General features: G+C 43.5%; 22 protein-coding genes. 6 read left to right on the top strand and 16 right to left on the bottom strand.

All coding sequences use genetic code 11. From position 1 onward, the window contains the following. Positions 1-110 precede the first annotated feature (110 nt). Entirely contained in the window at positions 111-3944 is a 3834-nt protein-coding gene (locus tag RLO19_RS23115) for a hypothetical protein (protein ID WP_446359756.1), read from the bottom strand. A 144-nt stretch (positions 3945-4088) separates the two neighbouring features. Between RLO19_RS23115 and RLO19_RS23110 the strand changes: the two genes are divergently transcribed. Together RLO19_RS23110 and RLO19_RS23105 are read left to right on the top strand one after the other, a co-directional pair. Then, the gene (locus RLO19_RS23110) at positions 4089-4319 is read left to right on the top strand and encodes a hypothetical protein (RefSeq protein ID WP_446359755.1); all 231 of its coding nucleotides are present in this window, start codon (positions 4089-4091) and stop codon (positions 4317-4319) included. Between the two features lie 174 nt (positions 4320-4493). Continuing rightward, entirely contained in the window at positions 4494-5813 is a 1320-nt protein-coding gene (locus RLO19_RS23105) for a deoxyguanosinetriphosphate triphosphohydrolase (protein WP_446359762.1), read from the top strand. A 424-nt stretch (positions 5814-6237) separates the two neighbouring features. On the opposite strand, the gene RLO19_RS23100 is transcribed toward RLO19_RS23105, so the two are convergent. The 15 genes from RLO19_RS23100 to RLO19_RS23030 form a co-directional block, all read right to left on the bottom strand. Then, positions 6238-7827 (bottom strand): reverse transcriptase domain-containing protein, encoded by a 1590-nt coding sequence (locus RLO19_RS23100; protein ID WP_446359754.1) that lies wholly within the window; start codon positions 7825-7827, stop codon positions 6238-6240. Positions 7828-7854: 27 nt separating this feature from the next. After that, the gene (locus RLO19_RS23095; protein ID WP_446359753.1) at positions 7855-8304 is read right to left on the bottom strand and encodes a hypothetical protein; all 450 of its coding nucleotides are present in this window, start codon (positions 8302-8304) and stop codon (positions 7855-7857) included. Between the two features lie 135 nt (positions 8305-8439). Continuing rightward, on the bottom strand, positions 8440-8730 hold the full coding sequence (locus tag RLO19_RS23090) for a hypothetical protein (protein WP_446359752.1): 291 nt from the start codon (positions 8728-8730) through the stop codon (positions 8440-8442). A 29-nt stretch (positions 8731-8759) separates the two neighbouring features. Further along, entirely contained in the window at positions 8760-9629 is an 870-nt protein-coding gene (locus tag RLO19_RS23085) for a hypothetical protein (RefSeq protein WP_446359751.1), read from the bottom strand. Between the two features lie 193 nt (positions 9630-9822). Continuing rightward, entirely contained in the window at positions 9823-10662 is an 840-nt protein-coding gene (locus RLO19_RS23080; RefSeq protein ID WP_446359750.1) for a ThiF family adenylyltransferase, read from the bottom strand. Next, the gene (locus RLO19_RS23075; protein WP_446359749.1) at positions 10655-11416 is read right to left on the bottom strand and encodes a hypothetical protein; all 762 of its coding nucleotides are present in this window, start codon (positions 11414-11416) and stop codon (positions 10655-10657) included. Before RLO19_RS23075 ends, RLO19_RS23080 begins: the two co-directional genes overlap by 8 nt. Further along, on the bottom strand, positions 11409-12116 hold the full coding sequence (locus tag RLO19_RS23070; RefSeq protein ID WP_446359748.1) for a hypothetical protein: 708 nt from the start codon (positions 12114-12116) through the stop codon (positions 11409-11411). The genes RLO19_RS23075 and RLO19_RS23070 overlap by 8 nt, the downstream gene beginning before the upstream one ends. Further along, positions 12089-12901 (bottom strand): hypothetical protein, encoded by an 813-nt coding sequence (locus tag RLO19_RS23065; RefSeq protein WP_446359747.1) that lies wholly within the window; start codon positions 12899-12901, stop codon positions 12089-12091. Before RLO19_RS23065 ends, RLO19_RS23070 begins: the two co-directional genes overlap by 28 nt. Before the next feature lies 1 nt (position 12902). Next, positions 12903-13145: a hypothetical protein gene (locus RLO19_RS23060; RefSeq protein ID WP_446359746.1), complete on the bottom strand. Its 243-nt coding sequence runs from the start codon at positions 13143-13145 to the stop codon at positions 12903-12905. A gap of 2 nt (positions 13146-13147) precedes the next feature. Beyond that, entirely contained in the window at positions 13148-13351 is a 204-nt protein-coding gene (locus RLO19_RS23055; protein ID WP_446359745.1) for a hypothetical protein, read from the bottom strand. A 30-nt stretch (positions 13352-13381) separates the two neighbouring features. Then, positions 13382-14074 carry a hypothetical protein gene (locus tag RLO19_RS23050; protein ID WP_446359744.1) on the bottom strand — a complete coding sequence of 231 codons (693 nt, stop codon included), beginning with the start codon at positions 14072-14074 and terminating at the stop codon, positions 13382-13384. A gap of 212 nt (positions 14075-14286) precedes the next feature. After that, positions 14287-14775, bottom strand: coding sequence for a hypothetical protein (locus RLO19_RS23045; protein ID WP_446359743.1), 489 nt, complete (start codon positions 14773-14775; stop codon positions 14287-14289). 9 nt (positions 14776-14784) lie between these two features. Then, complete coding sequence (locus RLO19_RS23040) at positions 14785-14994, bottom strand: hypothetical protein (protein WP_446359742.1); 210 nt, start codon at positions 14992-14994, stop codon at positions 14785-14787. Positions 14995-14997: 3 nt separating this feature from the next. Further along, the gene (locus tag RLO19_RS23035; protein ID WP_446359741.1) at positions 14998-15249 is read right to left on the bottom strand and encodes a hypothetical protein; all 252 of its coding nucleotides are present in this window, start codon (positions 15247-15249) and stop codon (positions 14998-15000) included. Positions 15250-15307: 58 nt separating this feature from the next. Next, positions 15308-15805, bottom strand: coding sequence for a hypothetical protein (locus RLO19_RS23030; protein ID WP_446359740.1), 498 nt, complete (start codon positions 15803-15805; stop codon positions 15308-15310). A gap of 225 nt (positions 15806-16030) precedes the next feature. Here RLO19_RS23030 and RLO19_RS23025 point away from each other — a divergent pair, with 225 nt between their 5' ends. The 4 genes from RLO19_RS23025 (at position 16031) to RLO19_RS23010 (ending at position 22055) form a co-directional block, all read left to right on the top strand. After that, positions 16031-17896 carry an A1S_2505 family phage non-structural protein gene (locus RLO19_RS23025; RefSeq protein WP_446359739.1) on the top strand — a complete coding sequence of 622 codons (1866 nt, stop codon included), beginning with the start codon at positions 16031-16033 and terminating at the stop codon, positions 17894-17896. Continuing rightward, a complete protein-coding gene (locus tag RLO19_RS23020) occupies positions 17893-18891 on the top strand; it encodes a hypothetical protein (protein WP_446359738.1) in 999 nt (332 codons plus the stop codon). Before RLO19_RS23025 ends, RLO19_RS23020 begins: the two co-directional genes overlap by 4 nt. Before the next feature lie 189 nt (positions 18892-19080). Continuing rightward, positions 19081-19845, top strand: coding sequence for a DUF4058 family protein (locus RLO19_RS23015; RefSeq protein ID WP_446359737.1), 765 nt, complete (start codon positions 19081-19083; stop codon positions 19843-19845). 197 nt (positions 19846-20042) lie between these two features. Further along, on the top strand, positions 20043-22055 hold the full coding sequence (locus RLO19_RS23010; protein WP_446359736.1) for a tetratricopeptide repeat protein: 2013 nt from the start codon (positions 20043-20045) through the stop codon (positions 22053-22055). Positions 22056-22178 lie beyond the last annotated feature (123 nt).

Raw genomic sequence — 22178 nt, 5'->3', positions numbered from 1 at the left:
CCTTTCCTCTACTCCGAGCTCCACGCTCGTGTTAAAAAATAAGAGCCAATGGAAAATTTTCCATTGACTCCTCTAAGGAAGCCCTCAGATACCCAACCATCCCCACTCCACTAGACCATTTCTAGCTCCCTCGGTTTCGATTCAGGCACAGGCGTGAGAGTAGTTTGGGACTGGGACAGAGCTTTCTCTCGTTCCGCTATCATTTCTTGGAAACGAGCTGCTGCTTGCTGTGTCAGGGGAATTTGAACGTCCCCGGTGTGGACGTTGGCTTTAAATACGGTGCGTTTGGAGGAGTTTCTGACAAAGCAATCCCCGTTCGGTTGCACGTAAGCTGTCCATTGGTTGTCGCCAAACTTGAAGTGCTGGGTGCTATGGGAAGGAAGCTGCAACCGTCGTTGTTTGTAGGTTTGGGAAACGACGCTAAAGAGGGTGTCTTGCAGAGAAAGCCGCCAGTTGTCAGCTTTAGCGTTGGTGATGTCGCGCTTTCCATTATTAACTGCGGGTTTTGGCTGGAGCGTTGGCGGTTGAGGTGTGCTACCGTAAGAAGCGATCGCACTTTCCGCAGGTTTCACCAACTCAGAACTCTGAGATACTTGAGGTGAATCGATTTGTGGCAATTGGGTTTCAGGCAACTGAATCGATTCAGGGTCAACTTTCAGGATAACCGACCTGCCGCCTTTGTCGGGAGAGAGCGTTGCCTCAAAAGTGGTTCCAGGGGGCAATTTAGGACTGTCGGGGGAGAAGGTTCCTAAATTTTTCCCGTCAAGTTGGATAATTGGAGTGCCTTGAAATCGGTGATATTTCTCGTGAGTGGGAGGTAAGTTTATCGTTCCCACTTGCAAAGTGACGTTCCGATCCTTCCATTTTGGCTTAGAGAAATCTGCATCTGAGTAGTCGTTATCGGGATGTTTGATATTGACTACTTCTATCTGATTCACTCGATAATTTGACAAAGCATCGGAGATTTCATCCATGAACAGCTTGTAGACAAGTGCGCCTCTGCCTGCTTTATCTTGAGACTCAATCCAGCGACAATCCACGGGAGGGACGATGAGCAGTCGGGTTTCATTACCGGAGTAGTTTGTTACCTTCAAAGAGTCGGTGTCGATGCTATCGTTGGAGTTGTCTCCATATTTTGCATCCAGTTTTGCTATCATCTTCTGGGGTAAGTTTTTAAAGGCGAACTCGACTAAGGGCAATTCGGGATGAGCCGTGGCTTCGTAGTCAATCCCCTTGCTATCCAGTGCGTCTTTCCATTGGTTCGGTAAGTCAAGGGTTCTGCCGTCTTTAGTTTTCACCTTCTGGAAAGGAACTTGCAGGACGTAGACATCTTGCGGCAAGGCTTCGTGAAGTAATTCGTAGTCTTCTTGTAGGGAAAAGGTAATTTCCAATTCCTCTGCCACTTTCTGACAAATGGTTCGGTGTTTGCTCAAATTATCGGACGTGTGGGTAGCTTGGAATAGTGCATGGGCTGCCCTTGTTTTTCGTTCAGGAGTATCCCAAATTTCGTCAATTTCTGCTCGATAGCTGTCATAAAGTTTCCCCATTTCCTCTTTTCGCGCTTTGATATCGCTGCCAGTGCGCTCGTAGATAATACTTTTGTCTTCTTGAAAGCGTTGCACTAGGTCTTTTGCCCATTCCCATTCGTTTTCTTCCCAGGAGAGGTCTTTTTCTTGGCTGTGACGGTACTCGATTTCTCTCTCTAATAGGGCATTTTTGTACTCATAGGGGACGTGCAATTCTTTTCCTTCTTTCTCGTACTCAATACCTGCTGCATCCAGTTCCTGGCGATTGTCTTTTGACACGATGAGGTGAGCTGGAATCGGGGGAAGAATGTGCTGAAATTCATCTCGGTTTCGGTGGAGGAGTCGCGTTTGTTCCCAATAGGGGTTGACAGCTTCTCTTGCCAGCACGTAAATAGGATTGGAGAAATCGGCAGGCATGGGAAATTGTTTGTAGAGTCGGTCATCTCCTTTGTACTGGAAAAAGTAAGTGCAGTTTTTGTGTTTCTCGCACCACCCATCGACTTTTTCTAGCAATGTGTCGGGGTTTAGACCTGTTTTCTCTTTCACTTCTTTGGCATCTTTACCCCGCAGCGAGTTTTTCTGGTAGTCAACTTCGTACTGTTCCATAATACTGAGAGCGGTGATGAATCGCTTTTGCTGTTTGAGAAATAGCTTTTCATCCTCGCCGGGGTTGGGAAGTGCTGCTGCTACTTTGCCAATGGCTAAGGCGACGATTCCGACTTCATTTTGAGAACTGGCAACTCCGATTTGTTCTAGGGTAGTGTATTTGCGTTGACCTGCTTTGGCTTTGCCTTCTATAACTTCAAAATCGTCTTTTTGATACCGGGCTTTCGTATAAGGAACTTTTTCGGCTTGTACCACTTCTCCGAAGTCAAATAACCCGTCTTTGGCTGGTAATATTTGTTGGGCAATGTTAGGGATTTTTCGGGATGGGATGCCAAAGGGTTCATCACCGTCAAAGTCTCCTTGATGGAACTTTTCTAAGTCGGTCGGGTTAAACCAGATTACTCCTTTGATTTTTGCCATGACAGCGCGGGTTTCTTCTGGAATAGTTTCCAGGTTTTTGGCGCGGATATTTTGGTATCTCCTGAGTCCGTCTTTGTTGAGAATGGGGAATCGACCTTGAATGCATTCTCCTTCTTCTAGATGGTTAGCGCAGACTGTGCCTCTGGGTAAATCGTCGCAGGGTAGAGCCATTGCTGAAGTCATTGCTAAGGCTCCCCTGGTTGCCAGATTTCGCCATTTGGATGCTAGCCACCGTTCTGCCATATTGGTAAATTCGGGACTGCCTACCATGAGTCCGAATTTATCGGCTTTTAGCATCTGGATGTCCTGTCTTTCCCGCTTTTTATCCTCGGTGTTTTCTTCACTCTCTCCGTTGATTTCGTCATTAATTGTAGTTGATAATTTGTCCTGCTGTTCTTTAAGTTTTCTTTCGTTTAAACGCGCCAAAAATGCCTCACGTTTGTCATAATCTTCAATCATGGCTTGGCGCAATTTCATGGGGTCGCGCTGTAGTGCTGCTAGCCGTTGGGCTTCGGCTTTAGTTGCTGGCACCAAGTCTTGAAGAAGTGCTTCTTCGTTAAACCATACCCCGGTAGATTGCCAGCTAGTTTGGGTGATGCCGATTTGACTGTTTTTGCGATTTCCCAGAATGGCTTTGGGTAATTCGTAATCGCCACACGGGATTAATTCTTTGAGCCGCTTTTTGTTAATTCCTTTGATGCTGGATCGGTCTAAAATGAGTTGGGGTTTGTTACCTTCAGAGTCGGCTAGTTCATTGAGGAGAGCGTCATCGGGACGGAGCGTTCCTTTAGCCAGAAAGCTGACTTGGGGTGTGGATTCTGTAGTTTCTGTATTCCAACTGCGAAGCCAAGCGAAACGAAATTGGCTGGCTCGGTTTTTCTCACCGCCGATGCTTTTGAGTAATTCGGAATTGATTGCACCGTGACAGTCTCCGGTTCGATATTTAGCATATTGTGGGTCGGTGAAATCGACAATTTTTACTCGCAGATGGTCGCATTCTGATACGCCGGACATACAGGTGCTAACTAGAAGAGAACCGTAGCGACAAGCGGTGTCTTTTTCGGTTACGAATAAGTCTCCTATCTTTTTGGCTAGGGTTTCGTCACCAAAGTAATAGCTGTTTCCAGATTGGAATATCATGCGTCGCTTGATTCCGTCTTCGGGGTCGTGGATGCTGGAGCGTAATTGGCGAGGGTCGGGATTGGATTTGTCAAGTTTGACAATCATTAACGACTCCAGTTCCTCTGGTTTAAACATCGTTTCCAGAATCGAGTGGCGCAGGATTTCTGGATTGTTGAAGAACTTGCCTAGATTGCGACCTTTGGCATCGGTATAAGCTCCATCAAAAACGGGGATTTTGAGTCCTTCTTCGGTGACTATTGTGGCGACCATGAGTTTAGTTCTCCCTAGAACTGAGGTGTTAGAGTAGGAATTGTTGAAAAGTGGATAAGGTAGACAAGGAAAGTCTATCTAAGCCTTAACAGGTTGAAGTGGGGTCAAGTGTTGACCGTTGGGATTATTTTTGAGGTGATTGAAATGGAACTAAAGGTTGATGTAATTGTTGAGCCGGATCTGTTTGAAGAGGAAGATACCGAGCTGGTGGAATTGGCGATCGCGTCGGAAGATGAGGATAAGTACCCATTCGTGCGCCCCAGTAGCGCTCCTGCGGATTTGATGGACAGACCGGGGAGAGCGATCGCACAATGGGAGAATATGGACTTCGATGAGCGAATTCAGGCTGATCCTACCTATATCGATAGAATCTAGGCGTAAGGGACGCCAAGCAGAAAAGTTAGGCGTTTGGTTGAATGGGGCAGCGGTAGCTGCCTTTTATTGAACTGTCTTAGCTGTTCGTGTTATCCTAGCAAGATATATCAACATCGGTAATATCTTAGGACTAAGATTGTAAACTTTTTCATATCTAAATAAATAAAATCAATGATGCAATGGGATAAACTTCTAACGAGGCAAAGACTAGGTAAGGATAAACCAGAAAAACCTGAAGATGCTCGTACCTCTTTTCAAAGAGACTATGACCGATTGGTATTCTCCTCTCCCTTCCGTCGCCTTAAGGATAAAACTCAGGTTTTCTCTTTAGCTAAGAATGATTACATCCGCACCCGTCTCATTCATAGCTTAGAAGTCTCCTGTGTAGGTCGTTCTCTCGGCACAATAGTAGGATATGAAATTAAAAAAAGGCATAACCTCGACGAATTCACCGCTTCCGACTTTGGAGATATCGTTGCTGCCGCCTGCCTTGCCCATGATATCGGCAATCCACCTTTTGGTCATGCCGGAGAAGATGCGATCCGCACAGGTTTTAAGTCCTGGTACGAAACCGTTAAAGAACAATTAACATTAACAGATCAAGAAAAAGAAGACCTCAATTTATTTGAAGGAAATGCTCAAGGGTTCCGTATCCTTACGAGATTAGAAATGCAACCTAGAATTGGGGGAATGCAGCTAACCTGTCCCACTTTAGCCACTTTTACTAAATACCCTAGAGAATCGTTAATTTCAACAGATATTCTTAACGGTTATTCAAAAAAAAGTGCGAAAAAATATGGATTTCTTCAAGCAGAAAAAGAATTATTTGCTACTGTTGCCGATACAGTTGGACTCATTCGCCGTAGTCCCGATGTGGCGTGGTGGTCACGGCATCCCCTTGCCTTTCTAGTCGAAGCTGCAGATGATATCTGCTATCATATTGTCGATTTAGAAGATGGCTATCGTATGGGATACATCTCTTTTAAAAAAGCCAAAAAATTACTCAATGAGATTGCTAAACGCCCCGACGTAGAACAAAACGCAAATACTAAAGAAGAACAAATTAAGTTTTTGCGTGCTATTGCTATTAACAACCTTGTCCAGGAAGTTGCTAAAATATTTTTTGAGCGCGAACAAGAATTACTAGCAGGTATCTTTGACGAAGACCTTATCTCACTGACTTCCTGCGCTAAAACTCTTAATTGTATCCAAAGTAAAACTCGAAATAAAGTTTTTAATCATTCAGAAGTTGTTGGCATTCAAGTAGCTGGTTATGAAGTTCTCGGTCACTTATTTATGGAGTTTGTAAACTCCACTCTTTATAGTAGCAAGAAAGGTAAGCTGGTCAAACTAATGTTACCAAAAGAGTTTTGTCCTGCTGAGAGTGAAAGCTCTTATAGCAAAATTCTCAAAATTATAGATTATATATCTGGTATGACTGATTCCTACGCCACCACTTTATTTCAGGAACTCAAAGGCATCTCATTAAGATGACTTATCCAGGGTGATTAAATCTGCTAGCAGTGGAGAATCACCCTGATGAATTAATAAAATTCATCAGTTTCAAATTGTTCATAATCAGTTTTCTTTTTCTCTATTATTAGAGTCAGTTATCATTTCTGTATCTGTGCTTTGCCAAGTGAGAATAGGCTCTAAACTGAAGTTCCCCCCATACAGATGTACTGCACCCAGCGTCAAGCCTTATACCGTAATGGTTTGAACGCTCAAGCCTCTCAAAAATCGTACATAAGTAGCACTTGCTATCATTAGCGATCGCGCTATTTTTGCAATAGACAATCTTATCGATTGAAACCCACGCTACATCAAGGTGGAGAGCGATTGTACATAAGTAGGGCGCGTCAAAAATCGCGGAAAGCCGCACGGTGAGGCAGTTTTTATTTTTTAGCTGGGGGGAACTTCAGTCTAAATCTTGTAGATAATCTAGAGCAGTTAAAATAGGAGAACCTAAAGGTTTAGAAATTTGCTGATGTGCATATTGTTCTAAATCTTGGCTGGAAGCGCCTAAAACTCTTAAGGCATACAAGCAAGTCAAGTTTAATTCAAATGCTGATTGCTTTAGTAGCTTAAATAAAATTGTTCTTAGTTCTTGTTTTTTACTATCATCTAGCTGATGAATTACCCGAAACTCTGGAGTTTTGAGATCTGGTTTCAAATGAATTAGATTATGAATAAGACGATATTTAGTATAGGACAATGATTCAACACTATTTAAAATATTGAACAAAGCATCAATCGCAGCCGTTTTCGTATCAGGCTGTATATCTTTATTATAGATAGAATTTACTATTAGCCAAGAAGCATATTTACTATTACCTTGCCAGTGATTTAAGATAATTTCTAATTTTTTTATATGTACAGGTAATCTTTTTTTGGTCTTAAGCTTCCGGAAAAACTTGCAAAAGTTTTTTGCATCTTTATCTTCTTTTATTTGCTGATCAGGATTAAAATCTTTATCAAGCTCATCAGATTCTTGATCTATGTTTTGCTGAATTTTATTTGTCTTAGATACAATCTCAATATATCCACCTGCTTCATTTTCTTCAGAAGGATCGTATAAGGAAGGCGAAATATCATAAACCTTCGTTCGCAATTTTTCGATCTGTTCTTGGTTTTCAGCAATTTTAGTTTTACTTGAATTGAGGTTTAGCCCTTTAGTAAGCAGTTGTTCTTGGAGAATCAATAAGTAAAGTCGTGAAAGTTGTGGATTATCAGCAAAAATTCTCATGTCATCATTATATCTTCCAAACTCAATACCTGCACTTTGCATTGCATCATCAATATCTTTTAGGTATAAGTTTGCTAGAAATCCCTCTAAGTTATTGCCAATGGTTAAACCCTGATGAAGTGTTTTAGGTGCTTGTACGGTTTTGGTTTTGTGAGAATACGAAATCACTTCTAAACAAAGTAATTTTGCTAAGAGGCGGAAAAAAGCATTTTCAGGTTTTATAGATAATTGTTTTGCCAAAGTTTTGATTAAATATTGGTGGGATATAGAGTCATAAAAAGATGAAATGTCTGTACGAATCAAAACGCTATATTTCGTAGCGCACTCTTTTTGCCATTGGCGAAAATTGACTAAAGATACTTTATAGTAATCATCTAGTAAATATTTTTTAGAACGTTCCCCCTCAGCCCTTCGATTGGCAAAGCATTGAGGAGAAAGGCTTTTATCTAGATGTTTTGCTAATACAATAACAAAAGCGTATCTGACCACTAAATCTTTAAAGGGAATATAGATCATTCGGCGATAGCATAAATTCGTTTTGGGCAAGTAGTACGCATAAGCAGGTCTTGGAGTAAATTGATCAGCTTTTTTCAATTCTTGAAGTAGTTCTTCTATAATTTTATTCTGAAAATTTTGAACATATTCAATTTCAATATGATTAAAATATGAATCATTATGAAGACGATCATTTAGGGCATACTGAAAAGCTAGTTTTATAGTTGATTTACTTCTAACTTGGTTCAGCAATTTGATGTGATCCATAACCTATTGTGATGATTTAAACATCTATTAGAGTTGCCCTTGGAGAATAGGTAAAATCGTACCGTGATATAGATATGGAGCAAAGCTATTATTAAACTGATATGCTATTCCTCGATCTATTACTCTTTTCGCCCAAGCTCTTAATTCTTGATTAACATTGGGATTTTCAGACAACTCCTGAAGCGATTGAACTCCCCTTTCCAGAATATTCAAAAGTTCATTCGTGTACGCTGGACAACTATCGCGCTGGAAAACACGAAATGTTGCGCCACTGTTAGATTTTATTTCCTCTACTTTGACTTTTAAACGCTGTCCTTGAATAATGTAAGGTTCAACACGAACTAAATCCACATAATGCAAGGGGAAAATACCAGATGCTACTGTGCAACTAATTTCTGGAGCAGAGGCATTAGAAGTAAAGTCTCTTTGTAACTCTTTCCGGTTTTTGACATAGGAGCGTTTAGCTGAATCTTCCACAGGGTGCTGAAATAAACGGTCTACGTCTGAGATCGACTTAAGAGCTTCCTTTTCCCTGTCAAAATCCTTTCCTCCTGCCGAGCGCAGACAGATAGCTACATCTGTTGCTTCGTAAAATACCTCTGGTTTGATTTTTCACAGAATTGGGCCATAAGTATTTGGTACAGCATCACGACCTTTAGCAAAAGTAATGCCAAAGTCTGAGAGATTGGCGAAAACTTTGTCCCAGTCATCATTGGCGCGATCGTTCTGGTCAGTTTTAAAGGGCGTATAGGGCTGGCTATTGCTTTCTAAGTGCGCTCGTGAGGGAATGCCACCCAACTTTAGATAAGACTGAAAATCTATTAATTGGCAAGCATGATAGAGGTATGCACCCCTATTCTTTAAAAGCTCGACTAATTCCTTAATCCCCTCACGTTGGAACATTATGCTTGCCCCGCTAAATCTACAAATATCTACTCAAAAAGCTTTAATTGAACGTATTCTAAGCTATTTTTAGTTTCCTGTAAAGGATGAGGCTGAGCCTTCAGTGTTTCTTCGGAAAAAATAAGTTTTTCTTTCTCCGAGACAAAGTGAGCCGGATCGAACAGGCTCAATTGCACTGGTGCCGGAGGCTCAATATGCTCACGTAAACACTCTGCGTCTGCTTTGAGTATTTCAGAAACAACTGGTTGTGCTTTATGCCATATAAAAAGAGCTTGATTAAAATCTAAACCTACTTGGTGCAGCCGCCAATGAACTTCTTTTGACCACCAAAATGAATTGGTAGCTTCGTTAGTAAGCGCACTCTCAATGTAAAAGCTCACCCAAAATAGTTGATTACTCGAAACATCAATCCTTTTTGCTGCCTGACGAAGAGCCTGTTTCCCCTGCGGTGTATGTTTATCTAGCGCTACCCAAAAGGGAAAATCGTTTAATTTTTGCTTTGCGGTAGAAACGGTAGGTACGTCTTCTGTAACGGCGAGATAAGCAGCAGCCTGCATAAAGGCTCTGTCCCACGGCCAACCCCCGCGACGGTGAGCTTTTTGTGCTACATCAACAAGGGTACGCTGGCTCTCTTGCAAACAGTTGGTAGTTACCCAGTCCCAGAAATCCTTGGGCCTTTTGATTGCTTCGGATACTATCTTAATGTGACGATCTTCGGGAGAACCAGACAGTACCGAATTATCACCTGTGGAAAGAGCGTATGCTAGAGTACCGAGGCCAGTTGCATCTTTCATTTTCACTGATTGTGCAGCACGAATTAGAGAATTGACTGTGTTTGTAAACTCTGCGGTTAAATCCAACTTTGCTCCAAGAGGCCAACATTCTTCAAAAATAATCACTGCTGTCCGTCTTGCTAACCAATTACCATCCCCCATCTCGTTTAGATGAGAGGCTACTTTTCTGATGAGAGAAAGATCGCCCCGACGCACTGCTTTCTGGATTAGAGAGCGGCACGCTGAATGGGTCTTGCTTAGGGGTTGTCTCACGATTGTCTCTAGGTCGAACTTCCTAAGAATAATACACAGTAAAAAATTATGCTTCCAATTGAAAAGATTTCAATACTCTGCACACCGACTGCTGGGTAATATAGAGCGATCGCGCCGTCCCACTCTCCAAGTCGAAATAGGTAGCAAACCGTTTGAGATTACCCATTGCCATCCGGTACAGGTAATCCGCCGCCTCTGCTGCCACCCGGACATTCACGCTCTCACTCTGCACATTCAGCACCGCCATCTCAGCACAAGATAGGTTATTTGTCAACTCTTCAGGTTTCGGTTTCAAAAGGTCAGGCGCTTGCAGCATCGGAGATGGCAGCCTAGCGCATCCCAGCCCCCCAAAATTATAGAACTCCGGGTCAGTTTCCAAAGAACTACCCAGCAAGATTTGTCCGGCTGCAGCGTGGTTCCCACAATCCAAATACCACACGCGAGGAATTTCAGAGCGGCTGTAAAATTGGTTTAACTCCAGAGCTTGGTTAATTGCCGCTCTCCCGGCTGCTGTGTCCACGCACCCTACCAAGATTGTCAGCTTGTCGTAGGCTCTTCGGATTAGCTTGGGGTCAAATTCCTGCACGAAAGCCGTTGTGTCCACTCCCCAAGCTATAGAGTATCTCAATGCAAGAGCCTGCGCTTTCGGTAGTCCAATCTCCTTGTCGCAGAAAGCCTGCCTGCTAATGTTGGCTTCTTCAACTCGATCGGGATCTATGATCGCAAATTGCACCTTTTTCCCCAACTTGCCCAAACTCCGTGCTAGTCGTGCAATGTGGTACGACAGCCACGAACCCGTTCCTCCCGCCCCAACTAGCCAAAAGTCAATCGAATCGGTTTGTCTGACAATCAGAGGCGAAGCTTCAAGATAATCATAATTAAACATGGGGTAATTCTCCAAATGTTGTTGGCAATTTGAGGGGGTCATCTAGCAGAGGCGGAGCCACAGAACTGGAGTAGAATTTAGAAATCCAATCGTCTTTTTCTCCACCGCTTGTGATGTCTGTAACGAAACTCGGCAATTCAAATATCCAAGCGGCGGGAATATGCCAGAACTGCCGATAAACTCCTACTCGGCAAATAATCTCAGCGCTCGATTCAGTCACTCTCCCCAAAACGGCGAAAATGCGGAACCCCCCTTCATCTGCATCATCTGCACCAGAGAAGAAAGCCGTCATCCGATTGTGGGAATGTACCTCCACAGTGGCATTAATGTAGGAGGAATTTAAACCATATTCGGCAGATCTGCATTTACCTGAACTTTGCGTTTGCTCTGGAATTACGAGCTGCCACTGTTCTTGAACATGATGAATGTGGAAAGCGATTTCTAACGGTGGTTCTGCAAGCGTAGCGATACAACTCTCTTTCCATATTTGGATAAGAATCTGCTGAGGAATTCGTCGGGGAGTTAATCGGAAAAAAGGTTCGATTGGTTCTAATCCTCTGATTGATGCGGTAAAGAGTTCCACCGGAATTATCACTTCTAACCCCGGTCTAACTGCTCTAGCAAAGATACCATTACTTCCAATCAGATACTCGAATATACTGCTAGAGTGAGGCGGCAGTTTTTCACCAATTTTGACAATTTTATAATCAACCAATTCTAGGTGGTAGGGATTTAGGTTCAGTGGTTCAATCATCAGTTATCGCTGCCACTAATTTGGCAATTGTTTGGTTCGTGCCGATTAAATCTTTAACGGGGTAAGATGAACGTTTTACCGCTTTTTTTAGCTGCACGCCCACGTCATTGGGTTGTACCCTAGATTTACCCTCACTCAAATGTCCGTTGAAGGGACTAGAGATGAACAATTCCCAAGCTTTTGTAATCGTATTCGGTGAAGCAGCAGGCGGTTTATTATCTCCCCAGCAGATACGTCCGCAGGGTTGGTAAGAGTGCAAGTAAATGTTGGGCAACGGAACATGAAAAGCTTCTGCTTCCGGGTTAAATTTAGAGTCTTTAATTGCCCAAACCCAGTAATCAGATTTCAATCCCAAAAACACCATTGCTGGTAAAGGAAGCAGGTGCTTTGATTCCAAAAGATTTATTTCGTGTTTCTGAGGTGGCACGAACTTGACTGTCCATTCCCCGGTGCTGCCAGTTCCCCAACGTACTATCCCCGATTCTGGGTTCATCCAACCTGACTCAATGGGTGTATTTGCAAAAGCTGCTCGGAGAGTTGCTGGAGACAGGCATTTGTACTGGGAACTATCCCCCGATTGATAGTGAAAAATGTAAATACCGCCCTCAATAAAGAGAAGTTCAGCTTGAATGACGGACAATTTTCGAGGGGCAACCTCCAGTACCTCCCGGATTATTTCAACTGAAATGTCAGATTCCATAATGCTAATAGGTGCGAGAAATTGGTGTTGGGGTTGGATTCAAGCCAGTCAATTAATTCGTAAGCTTTGTCTAGTAGCTGAATAGCTTTATTCCATTCATGGGTTAGCCAGTTAATCTCGTTAATTGTCCAGGCTCTTGATTCAAAATTCCGACTCCAGTAACTTTCACAGCAAACACTTTGATCTAGCCAAATATTGCCTGTTTCTAAATCGAGTAGTGCTAAGGCTGTGGGCAAATCGCTGAGGGGAGGTGCAGCACGACGGGCTAATTTTTTGAGAAGTTTTAGGTCAGTTTCTTGGGGATGTGCAATGTCTTTCAAGCTGTAGCCGAACGTGCATTCGTACCACGATTCCACGGCATCTCCTTCTACAAAATCCAACCACCATCGACCTGACTGCGAAAGCGGGAGTAATATCTGCCATCCAATTCGCAATGCTTCAATTCCTTCTTCGTGGTCTTGCCAGTTTACCCCTTTTGGTGAGACAGGAATTTGGTAAAGACGTTCTTCATAAGCGCTCTCTACAATCAGGTCGTCAATGGGGAATAAATGTTCGCTGACTAGCGAAATAAACTCTATTTCTCTCGGACTGTGATTTCTATCTTTTGAGTAAAGTTCGGATTGACTTTTTTGCCATTCTAAGGGAAACAGTTCTTGGTAAAGGCTCAGTAGCTGATAGGTGTTTAGTTTAGTCCACAAGTAGTCGATTGCTGATTCCAAGTCGATGATGGGTTGGCACTGTTGCAAGATTTGCAGCGCCGACTTAGCATTCCAGATAGTTGACATATTAAAACCCTTCTGGAATTGCCCCAGCTACAGAACGACTGTTTAACAGTTGCTCCTTGGTTTGCTCAACTGCTTTTACGTCATCCGTTCCTTTTGAGATTGCTACCTCAATAGCCTTTGCCATTTCTTTCATAGTCGTGCTATCGAGTTCTCCCGAAAGTTCTAAGCGTTGTAGTCTCCGGCACATAGAGAGCGCTGGGTTCACTTCTTCCGGTGCGTTTATAAGAAATTCTAGAGGGGTCATTTTCAGAGTTCTCTTGCACCTTTAGAACCGTTACGTTTGGCTATGGTAATCAGTTCACCTGGTTTTCTGATGATGTCTGCATTAGCACAGTCTGGATAATACGTTGTTAGTAATTTACGGAGTTCGTTATCATCATTGGCTATTTCTTCATCAACGAGGTGTTGTTGCCCCTCGAAGGAAATGAGTACTTTGTTTTTTGAAGTCATTATCCTTTCTCTCAAAGGTGAGCGTGTTGCTTAAATACCGAACAGTGTAAGTTGCGTTCCGCTATTCTTGTTTTCTGTAGCAGAAGTTGTAGGCAGAGTATTTTTACTAGTTGTATTTGGGTTGGTACTTCTTTTCTTTTGGTTGCGAGCGTTAGCAATCTGTCGCCGCACCTGTCGGTTTGGAAAATCCGCGACAAGCTCATTCAGTAGTTCTTTCAGAGGTGGTGGTAATTCTCCTAAGAATGACTCCCTTGTCTTTTCATTAATAGGAAAATCTCCGTGGCTGCTTGCTGAGATAATTACAACCCGTCCTTCTGGATGACCGTCGTCGGGTTTAAATGTTAGGTGCAGTTCTACAGTACATTTCTTGAAGATATAAGGTTCTTCTTGATGTTCGGATTGTAGATGGCTGGATTCTGTGGTTTCAGAACGATTATTTTCTTCATCTTTCTCTACCAAATTATCATCATCTATTGAGTTGGATTCCGTGGTAGAATTTGATGAATCAATAGCTAGTGATTTTTGAGTTTTAGTTGAAGAAAGTAAGGCTAAGTAAGGTTTTTGTGATTGCCAGCGATCGCGGTCAAATAACAGTCCTACTTTTTGAAATCTCTCCTCTATCGTTTCTTCATCTTCTGATTGAAGAGTGAACTCAATTAGCTTCTCGCTCGTTATCGACAGATTAGCAGCAGCAACTGCCTCTTCTGGTGTCAACCATTTCATTTGAGCGGTGTTATTTCATAGATTATCAGGTGCTGAGTGGGCGGTAGCCCACCGACAGGATGAAGTATCCTATAAATTACACGCTACAAGCTGTTCGATTCCTTAAACAACAATTAATTTAAGCAGATGAGGTTGCAGATAGCCTTTAAAAATTAGATGGCTATCTGCTTAAATTGAAAACTATGCCACTTTTTGAGCCTGAAAATCCTCCACTAACCGACTCGCGTTTTCACTCTCTTTCTGGAAGAATCAATGCTTTTTGTCTGTGCCTTTTCTTTTCGTCCAGTATTTTGCGATTTGCTCTGCGTTGTAGTTGAATGAGTCTTCTGAGGGTTTGGTGCAGTAGCACGATTAGAAATCACCTCGGTTGTAGAGGTCAGATTGGATGGCACTATTCCGTATTCAACTCTGAGTTTACGCTCAATCCGGGTGCCATCTACAGGAACGCCTCGTTTCCAGTCAGCTATGATTTTACGTTTGTTTGGTGTAACAACCACCTTTTCTGTCCGATACTCTGTCGGCAAGTCGCCAGGATTTACCAACACTTCGCAGCTAGGCGGATTTTCCTTGAGTCGGATGTGACGCGATCGCCCCATAATTTCTTGGGAAATTACTCCCATTGAGTGGAAGTATAGCAGAGTTTTGTCTAGACTGTGACGCCACCGTTCCAGCCGTTCAATCGCCTCAGTATGTAGTTGCACCAGATGTTTTTAGCGTGCTTTGACTGCACAGATTTCAGCATCTAGTTGGTCGGCTAACTCAGCTTGTGTGTCAGCAGCAATTTCCTGGTCTGTCTGATTTCCCCAGATTTCTTTTAGAATAGCATCTTCTTCTTCTGGAGTTTCAGCCACTTCCAATTGATTCCAAAGTTCGACCGCTTGTATCGAATATCTGGCTAATGAATTTTTCGCTAAATACATGAGTTACCACCTTCCGCAACTGTGAAAATAATCATCAATGATTTCGATGTGTTCGAGTATGGCTAACGTTCCTGGTGTGGGTTCGTCTTCCAAATTTTGAAGATTAATATCTCCATCTCCTACTTCCCGATTTTCCATCTCTGAAGTCCGTGATAAGGGGTCGGATAGGAAGTCTACTCCTTCAACAAAAGGAGGATTATTATCGGTATTGAGATTTTTGATTGGCTTGTCAGCTTCACATTTTTCGTTGGACACGGTTATGCGACACCTCGTTTATCTTTTCAGACAAAAAAAGTTCTCAATCTATGGAAGTTCAAGAATGTCTTCCATTTCGGTTAGAAGCCCTTAAGGTTTCAATGTTTCTCAGAGCAGGAACCCGTTGCTTGCGGCGAGAATTTTTCTCTTCAGGCTGCTCAGTAAATTCTTCACAGTAGTTATCTTCGTCGTCTTCAAGATTGTAGTTATCCGCATCAGTATCGTTATCAGATTCTGAGTTCTCCAGTACGCTTTCGTCTGTCTGCTTTCCGAGTTTATGCAATGCCGATGTGGGTATTGGGGTAGTTGAGATAGTGATGATGTCATAGCCGAGTTCTAGGATTAGTGAATGCACGACGCTTTCTATCTGCTCATCAGATAAATTTGGAGTGGTTCTCTTCAGTTCCTGTCGTTTAATTAGCCTCCATACTTCCAAAATTTCTTCTGGTGTCGCGGTTTTCAACATCGATTTGATTTTTCTGACAATTTTGTCCTGTGTAGATTTAACACGGGTTAGGGCAGTTTTTTGTGTACTATTGGGCTGAGTTTTAGACATGAGTATTGACGTACAAAGTTGTTATTGTCACCCCGTCAAGGGCGGTAGCCCATTTATAATTGGATATCATCGGGAATTAGGTAGAGGTGTTTTTAATTCGTTGGTATGAGGGGACTCTACGGTTTGTTTGAGTAAGGTATCGAGTAATGACCGTATTCAAGTGGTTTATAGGTTTTTGTGTATATTATTATGGTCAATTTGCACGCTGCTCCAGATTTTATTAACGTGAACAAATTAAGTCCTCACCAAATTCCTGTTTGGGGCAGTAATGTTGGCTATCACGGTGCTGGGGTAGCTTTGCAAATGTTTGGAGAAAGCTATAAACGGCAGCTTGACACGCTGTTTCGGCGTCGCGGGTTTGGACTGCAACCTGGAGAGAGGTTTAAGGGGTTACGCGCTGTTTACGGTCAGGGGAAGGGGTATCATAGAGGGAACGAGGGCGACAGTTATGCTATCGAAACAAAGTCAGATTGGAAGCGGCAGCGTTCAACATCTTTAGCTGAAATAGGTCAACAAATTGATGAGTTAATTGAGTTTGCAAAAGGCAATCCTCAGTTAGAATTTTTGTGTACTCCTTTCGGTACAGGACGGGCGGGTTATAGCCATGTAGAGATAGCTCGTTTGTGGAAAGGAAAGGATATTCCTGATAATATGCGTCTTCCTTCAAAGTGGCTGCGGGAACTTATAAATTCATCGGGAGTTCCAAGTAGTAATATGTCCAATATAGCAGATTGCGAAAGTATGGGGTACAACCAATGCTTGCCTAGTAAGGGTTTCATCCCTAAAAATGTACCTCACGCCAGCGAAAACCGCTATAAGAAAGTTACTAATTTAGTTGTCAGTGATACTCCTGTGGTATTGGGTGATGCGAGAGAAAGACAATCGAATAATCGGATTAAGATTTCTCATGCCAAGTTCAAGGAACAAAAACATCTGAACAAGCAAACCCAATTGTTCCCCCCCGTAAACATTTACAGTAAATCACCCGATTGGTTGGGAGCATCCTTGACTAACCCAACAACAGTGGCAGAGTATTGGGCTAGCAAGAGACAGAGCGGTATTAAAGATAAATTTCCAGTTTTCTTTAGCGGTAAGTTTTGGAAAGATGCAGAAGAAGCTTATCAGTATTTTAAACAAGATGTCCCCCTAGGCTCGAAGCGAGAGAAATTAATGGCTTCTATTCTTGAAGCCAAGTTGAATCAGTACCCAGAGCTAATTACAGAAATTGACAAGCGAGGTGGTCGTCTTTGGTTAGAGACGTGCGAACATAGAGTTAATGGGGGTTTTTGGGAAGGCAAGGGAACAGACAGCCTTTTTATTTCTGCTTTGAGTAAAGCTTACGAACGGGCATCGTTGCGGCTACGTCAAAAGGAAGCAGATTCGACAATGACAGTTGCTTTTTCAGGGAGTCGTGCCAAGTATTTTAAGGAGTGTCCGAATTTGGAAAAACGGGCTAAAAATAGTCTGAGAGACATGGTAAAAACTGCTTTTGATACGGCTTTTTCCCTGAATTACGATCGCCTGACGTTTGTAACGGGTATGGCAACAGGAATTGACCAGTGGGGCGCAATTGAGGCGATGAGGCTTCGCCAACAACAGCGCCAGGGGCTATTGAAAGCGACTCCCCAAATAGAAGTATTGGCTTCTGTTCCTTGTATGGGTCAGGAAAGAGTATGGAATCAGAAGGACAAAGACCGCTATTTCAAACTTTTGAGTCTTACTGATGATGTGCATTTGGTCAGCCGCGAGTTCTACAAAAGCCCCGCTCAATTGTTCAAGCGCAATGACGATATGCTCAACAGGCTTACTGGCAAAGATGATATGTTGCTGGTGGTGCAAGTGGCGGGTTCGAGGGGGACTCAGGAAGCCATCAATAAAGCCTTATCCCAAGGAAAAGAGTTACTTTTGTATGAACCGGACAAAAAGGGGACTCAAGAGCAGAGGTACACTTATTTTGCAAAGGAAACTGAGCGTTCTACGCCTCCATCGCCTGAACTGGTAGCAAGATTGATGGCGATGAAGAAGGAGCAAATAGCAGTAGAACAGGTGCAATTTAAGCATTCACCTAATTTCCAGGAGGTGGAATTATGAGGCAACCCCCTGGCTTTTACCCAGTTATCCTTGTCCCCGATTCTATCCGTCAGTTCTGCGCGAATAACCCAATCCCTGTTCTGGCAGAAAGTGCTACTCCTGGAAGCCTTCCACCTTTCCCACCGCGACTACCAGCTTCCAATAAATCGGGTTACTCTCTGGTGATTAAGCTTTGGATAGCCAGTGTTGTGGTGGTAATGTTGGTTAAGTGGCTGTCTGGGATGAGTGTTATGGCTTTCTGGTCATCGCTTGTGTGTTCGTCAGTGAGTGCAATGGCGGCTTTTTCCTATCTGCGGTTTGCCAATTCTAAAGTGTGTGATCGCTATAAGCAACGGTTGGCTGAGTATCAACAACAGCTATCTGAATACGAGAGTCATCAATTACATCGCTTGCGGTTGAAATACAAGGAAATCGAGCAGTATAATTCTTTAGTGCAGGAACGCTATAAGCTTCTTAAAAGGTTGTTGAAAGAGATTGTTCAACCGCCAGCAGGTCAGGGTAAGGCAGGAGTACAGCAAGGGGTAAGTGAAAAGCAGTTTTTTGTTTACTTATGCCGTTATTTTTCTGGTTTTCATGACTTCTGCATGGGGGGTGATTTTCCTATACCCGGTACATCTTTGCGTTACTCGGCTGATTTTATTCTGGTTCATCAACCGACAGGTTTAGCGATAGATATCGAGATTGATGAACCTTATGAGGGGCGCACGGGAAAGCCTCATCATTGTGTGGATAGGGGTAAAGACAGTCAGCGCAATCGGTTTTTCTTAGAAAGAAATTGGGTGGTGATTCGGTTTTCTGAGTTGCAAGTTGTCAAATATCCGGATTCGTGCTGTAAGGCGATCGCTAGAATTATTGCTCAAATTACGGGCGATTATAGGGGTTTGGTTCGGCTACAAAGTATTGATGATTTGACTCTTCACAAGCAATGGACTGTCAAGGAAGCTAGGTATATGGCTAAAACTAGATTCCGTAACTCTTACTTGCAAGCTAGTTAGAGAGGCCACTCCGGTGTTTGTCCTGAGAAAGCGATCGCACCTAGCGCAATGTAATCATGTGATCTGCTTTGCAGCAGCGCTAGGCTAACGCCGACGCTCGTTCCTCGCTAACACTATCGCAACCCTCGTCGCTGCCCCCGCAAAACCGATACGATGAGGAATAAGTCTCTCAGTGACTGAAGTTGTTCTATGCGATCGCCATTTCCCGGAATGAACCCCTATCTGGAAAATTCAGAACTATGGTCAGCGGTGCATAACCGCTTGATTGTAGCAATTGCCGATGACTTGGTAGATCGTCTCAGTGAGAACTATCGAGTCGAAATTGAAAAGCGGACTTACTATAGTAACGATGAACAGAGCGTTTTAGTTGGCATTCCTGATGTGGCGGTGCTGACTGGCAAAACGGCAGAACCGACATCATCGGTTGCTACTGTATCATTACCCGTTCAACCTGAGCAGGTGACAGTTCCTGCTGCCGAAGAAGTGAACGAGCGGTATCTGGAAATTCGAGACGTGGCGACGGGTACTGTCGTTACTGTCATTGAGCTTTTGTCTCCCAAGAATAAACGTCCTGGGGAAGGGCGACTGGCTTACGAACGCAAACGAAATCGAGTTTTAGCTAGTGCGACTCATCTGGTGGAAATCGATCTGTTGCGGGGTGGCAAACCTTTTCCGATTAGAAGTGAAAATTTGGGGGATTATCGCATTCTAGTTTGTCGGGGCGAGAGGCGACCGACGGGGGAATTATATGCGTTTGGCTTGCGAGAACCGATTCCCCCTGTACTGATTCCGCTGATGCTGGGTGAAGAGGAGCCAATTTTGGAGTTACAACCGTTGCTCGATCGCGTTTACGAAAAAGGGCGGTATTATTTGGCGATCGATTATACTCAGCCGCCACAACTGCCACTTTCTGAGGAAGATAATCGGTGGGCGGAAACGTTATTGAGAGGGTGATTCGAGAAGCGCGATCGCTAAGTTTCATGCATTTATTCAAGTACAGGGTGAGACTGATCGCACTTTCCAGATGAAGGGCTATAAGTATCCACAAGATTTCTGGAATCAAGTCGAGGCGCACTGAAGGATGAAGTAAGTGCCACGTCAACCGTCAGACACATTTCCACTGCCTGAATATCACGCCCCTAACAATCTCCATGAACCAACAACGCCAAAGCCAAAGAGGTTATCACTGGGTAATCAACGCACTGCTAACCTGTCCCAATCAAAAAATAGAAATTTTGCGGGCTAACTGGGAGCTGATAGATGCAGGTTTTGTGCAGACGATAATGGAGATAGCGATGCAGCGAGAGCTGTGGGGCGATCGCAGTTCAACAAACTGGTTGCGAAATCTCGCCGCTCAACTTGCTACGGGGATGGGCAGCTCTTTATCAATGATCCCCAAAGAAGCTGAAGCTGACCAATTGTTCCGGCAGGGGGGGCAACAATATAAAGTTAGTCAGTTCAAAGCAGCATTGCAGTCTTACCAGCAGTCGCTAGTTCTCTACCAGGAGATAGGAAAACGACTAGGAGAAGGCGCTGCATTGATGGGTTTGGGTATCGCTTACGACTTTATAGGGGAATATCTGAAGGCGATTGATTGCTATGAGCAATCTTTGGAGATTGCACGAGAAATTGGTGGTCAGTCAGGGAAAGCGGGGAAAGGTCTGTGTTTGGGCAATCTTGGTAAGACTTACTCTTCCCTTGGCAAATACCACGAAGCAGTTGATTGCCAAAAACAGTCCTTAGAAATTGCACAAGAGTTTGAAAATCATCATGCGGCAGCTACTGCTTTGGGTAATCTCGGTCATAACTTCTTCAGTTTAGGTCGATACGACAAGGCGATTGATTACCATCAGCAGCAACTTAACCTAGTAAGAGAAATTATTCCTCGTCTCACTGAAAGAAAAGTCGATAATAATTTCCTCTTATCACCTGAAGCAATCAATGACTTTAAGAAGGAAGAAATTAATGCTTTAGGAAGTTTGGGTTTGGTTTTCTACGCCATCGGACAAGAGAAGCAGGCGATGGCTCATTATCAGGAATCTTTAGATATTGCACGTAAGATTGAAGCTCGCTGCGAGGAGGCAAACAACTTAGCCAATATAGCTGCTGCTTATTGTAATTTCTCAGGGAAGTACGATGAGGCGATTAAGTACTTTAATCAATCTCTGACTATTTACCAGGAACTTGATAGCTTGTTTGGGAAAGCTTGTTCCCTGAGCGGTTTAGGTATGGTTTACAGAGCTAAAGGAAAATACAAGGAGGCGCTAGAACGTTATCAGCAAGCCCTGAATATTGCACAGGAGATTGGAACTCGCGCTTGGGAAGCTAACTATCTCGCCAATTTGGGCATGACTTGCAATTTACTAAGGCAGTACCCGCAGGCGATTGAATATGAACAGCAGGCTGTGACCATTGCTAGAGAGATTAGCGATCGCCGAGGAGAGGGATTTGCGCTGAATGAGTTAGGATTTGCTCTGCTTAACTCTGGTCACTTGACAAAAGCAGAGAACAAACTCCGTGATGCTATGGAGGTTAGAGAATCTCTCAGAGGTGGATTAAAGGATGCTCATAAGGTGTCACTGTTCGACACGCAATTGGATACCTATAGCTTGTTACAACAAGCTATCGTCCTACAGTACAGAGCCAATGAAGCACTAGAAATTGCTGAACGAGGTCGTGCCCGTGCCTTCGTAGAATTATTGTATGAGCGCTTATCTGCCAAGCCAGTAGGGGTAACTGATGAGTTGTCTCCAAAAGAGACTATTGATCCACTCAATCTTGGGCGAATTCAACAGATTGCCCAAGAACAAAAAGCCACAATCGTTGAATATTCGATTATTAATCTAGACCACCTCTTTATTTGGGTCATCAAACCTACTGGTGAACTTACGTTTCGCCCAGTCCACCTGCAACCCTTAAGACAGGAACAAAACATCTCACTGTCAGACTTAGTTAGCCAATCTCGTGAATCCTTGGGTGTTAAAGAAGAGACACTACGCGGCGCTACACCAACAACCACCCAAAACACTTCTCAACCCATCCGATACATCAATGAACCCTTACGGCAACTGCATCAACTCCTAATTGAACCCATCTCTGATCTCCTCCCATCTAACCCCAACACCCCTGTAATCTTCATCCCACAAGGGTCGGGTAAGGTTTGAGAGTCACCTCTGTTCCCTCCCCTAAGAACCGGACATGAGACTTTCGCACTCATCCGGCTCAAGCCTTACTTCAAGCAAGTTTAACTTGGTTTTATGTATCTGCCTATGACACGCGCCGTGTAG

The organism is Coleofasciculus sp. G2-EDA-02 (genome assembly GCF_040226375.1).
GTDB lineage: Bacteria > Cyanobacteriota > Cyanobacteriia > Cyanobacteriales > Coleofasciculaceae > Coleofasciculus.
Note: the sequence above shows the minus strand (reverse complement) of the source record. Positions and strands in the feature narration are given on the sequence as shown.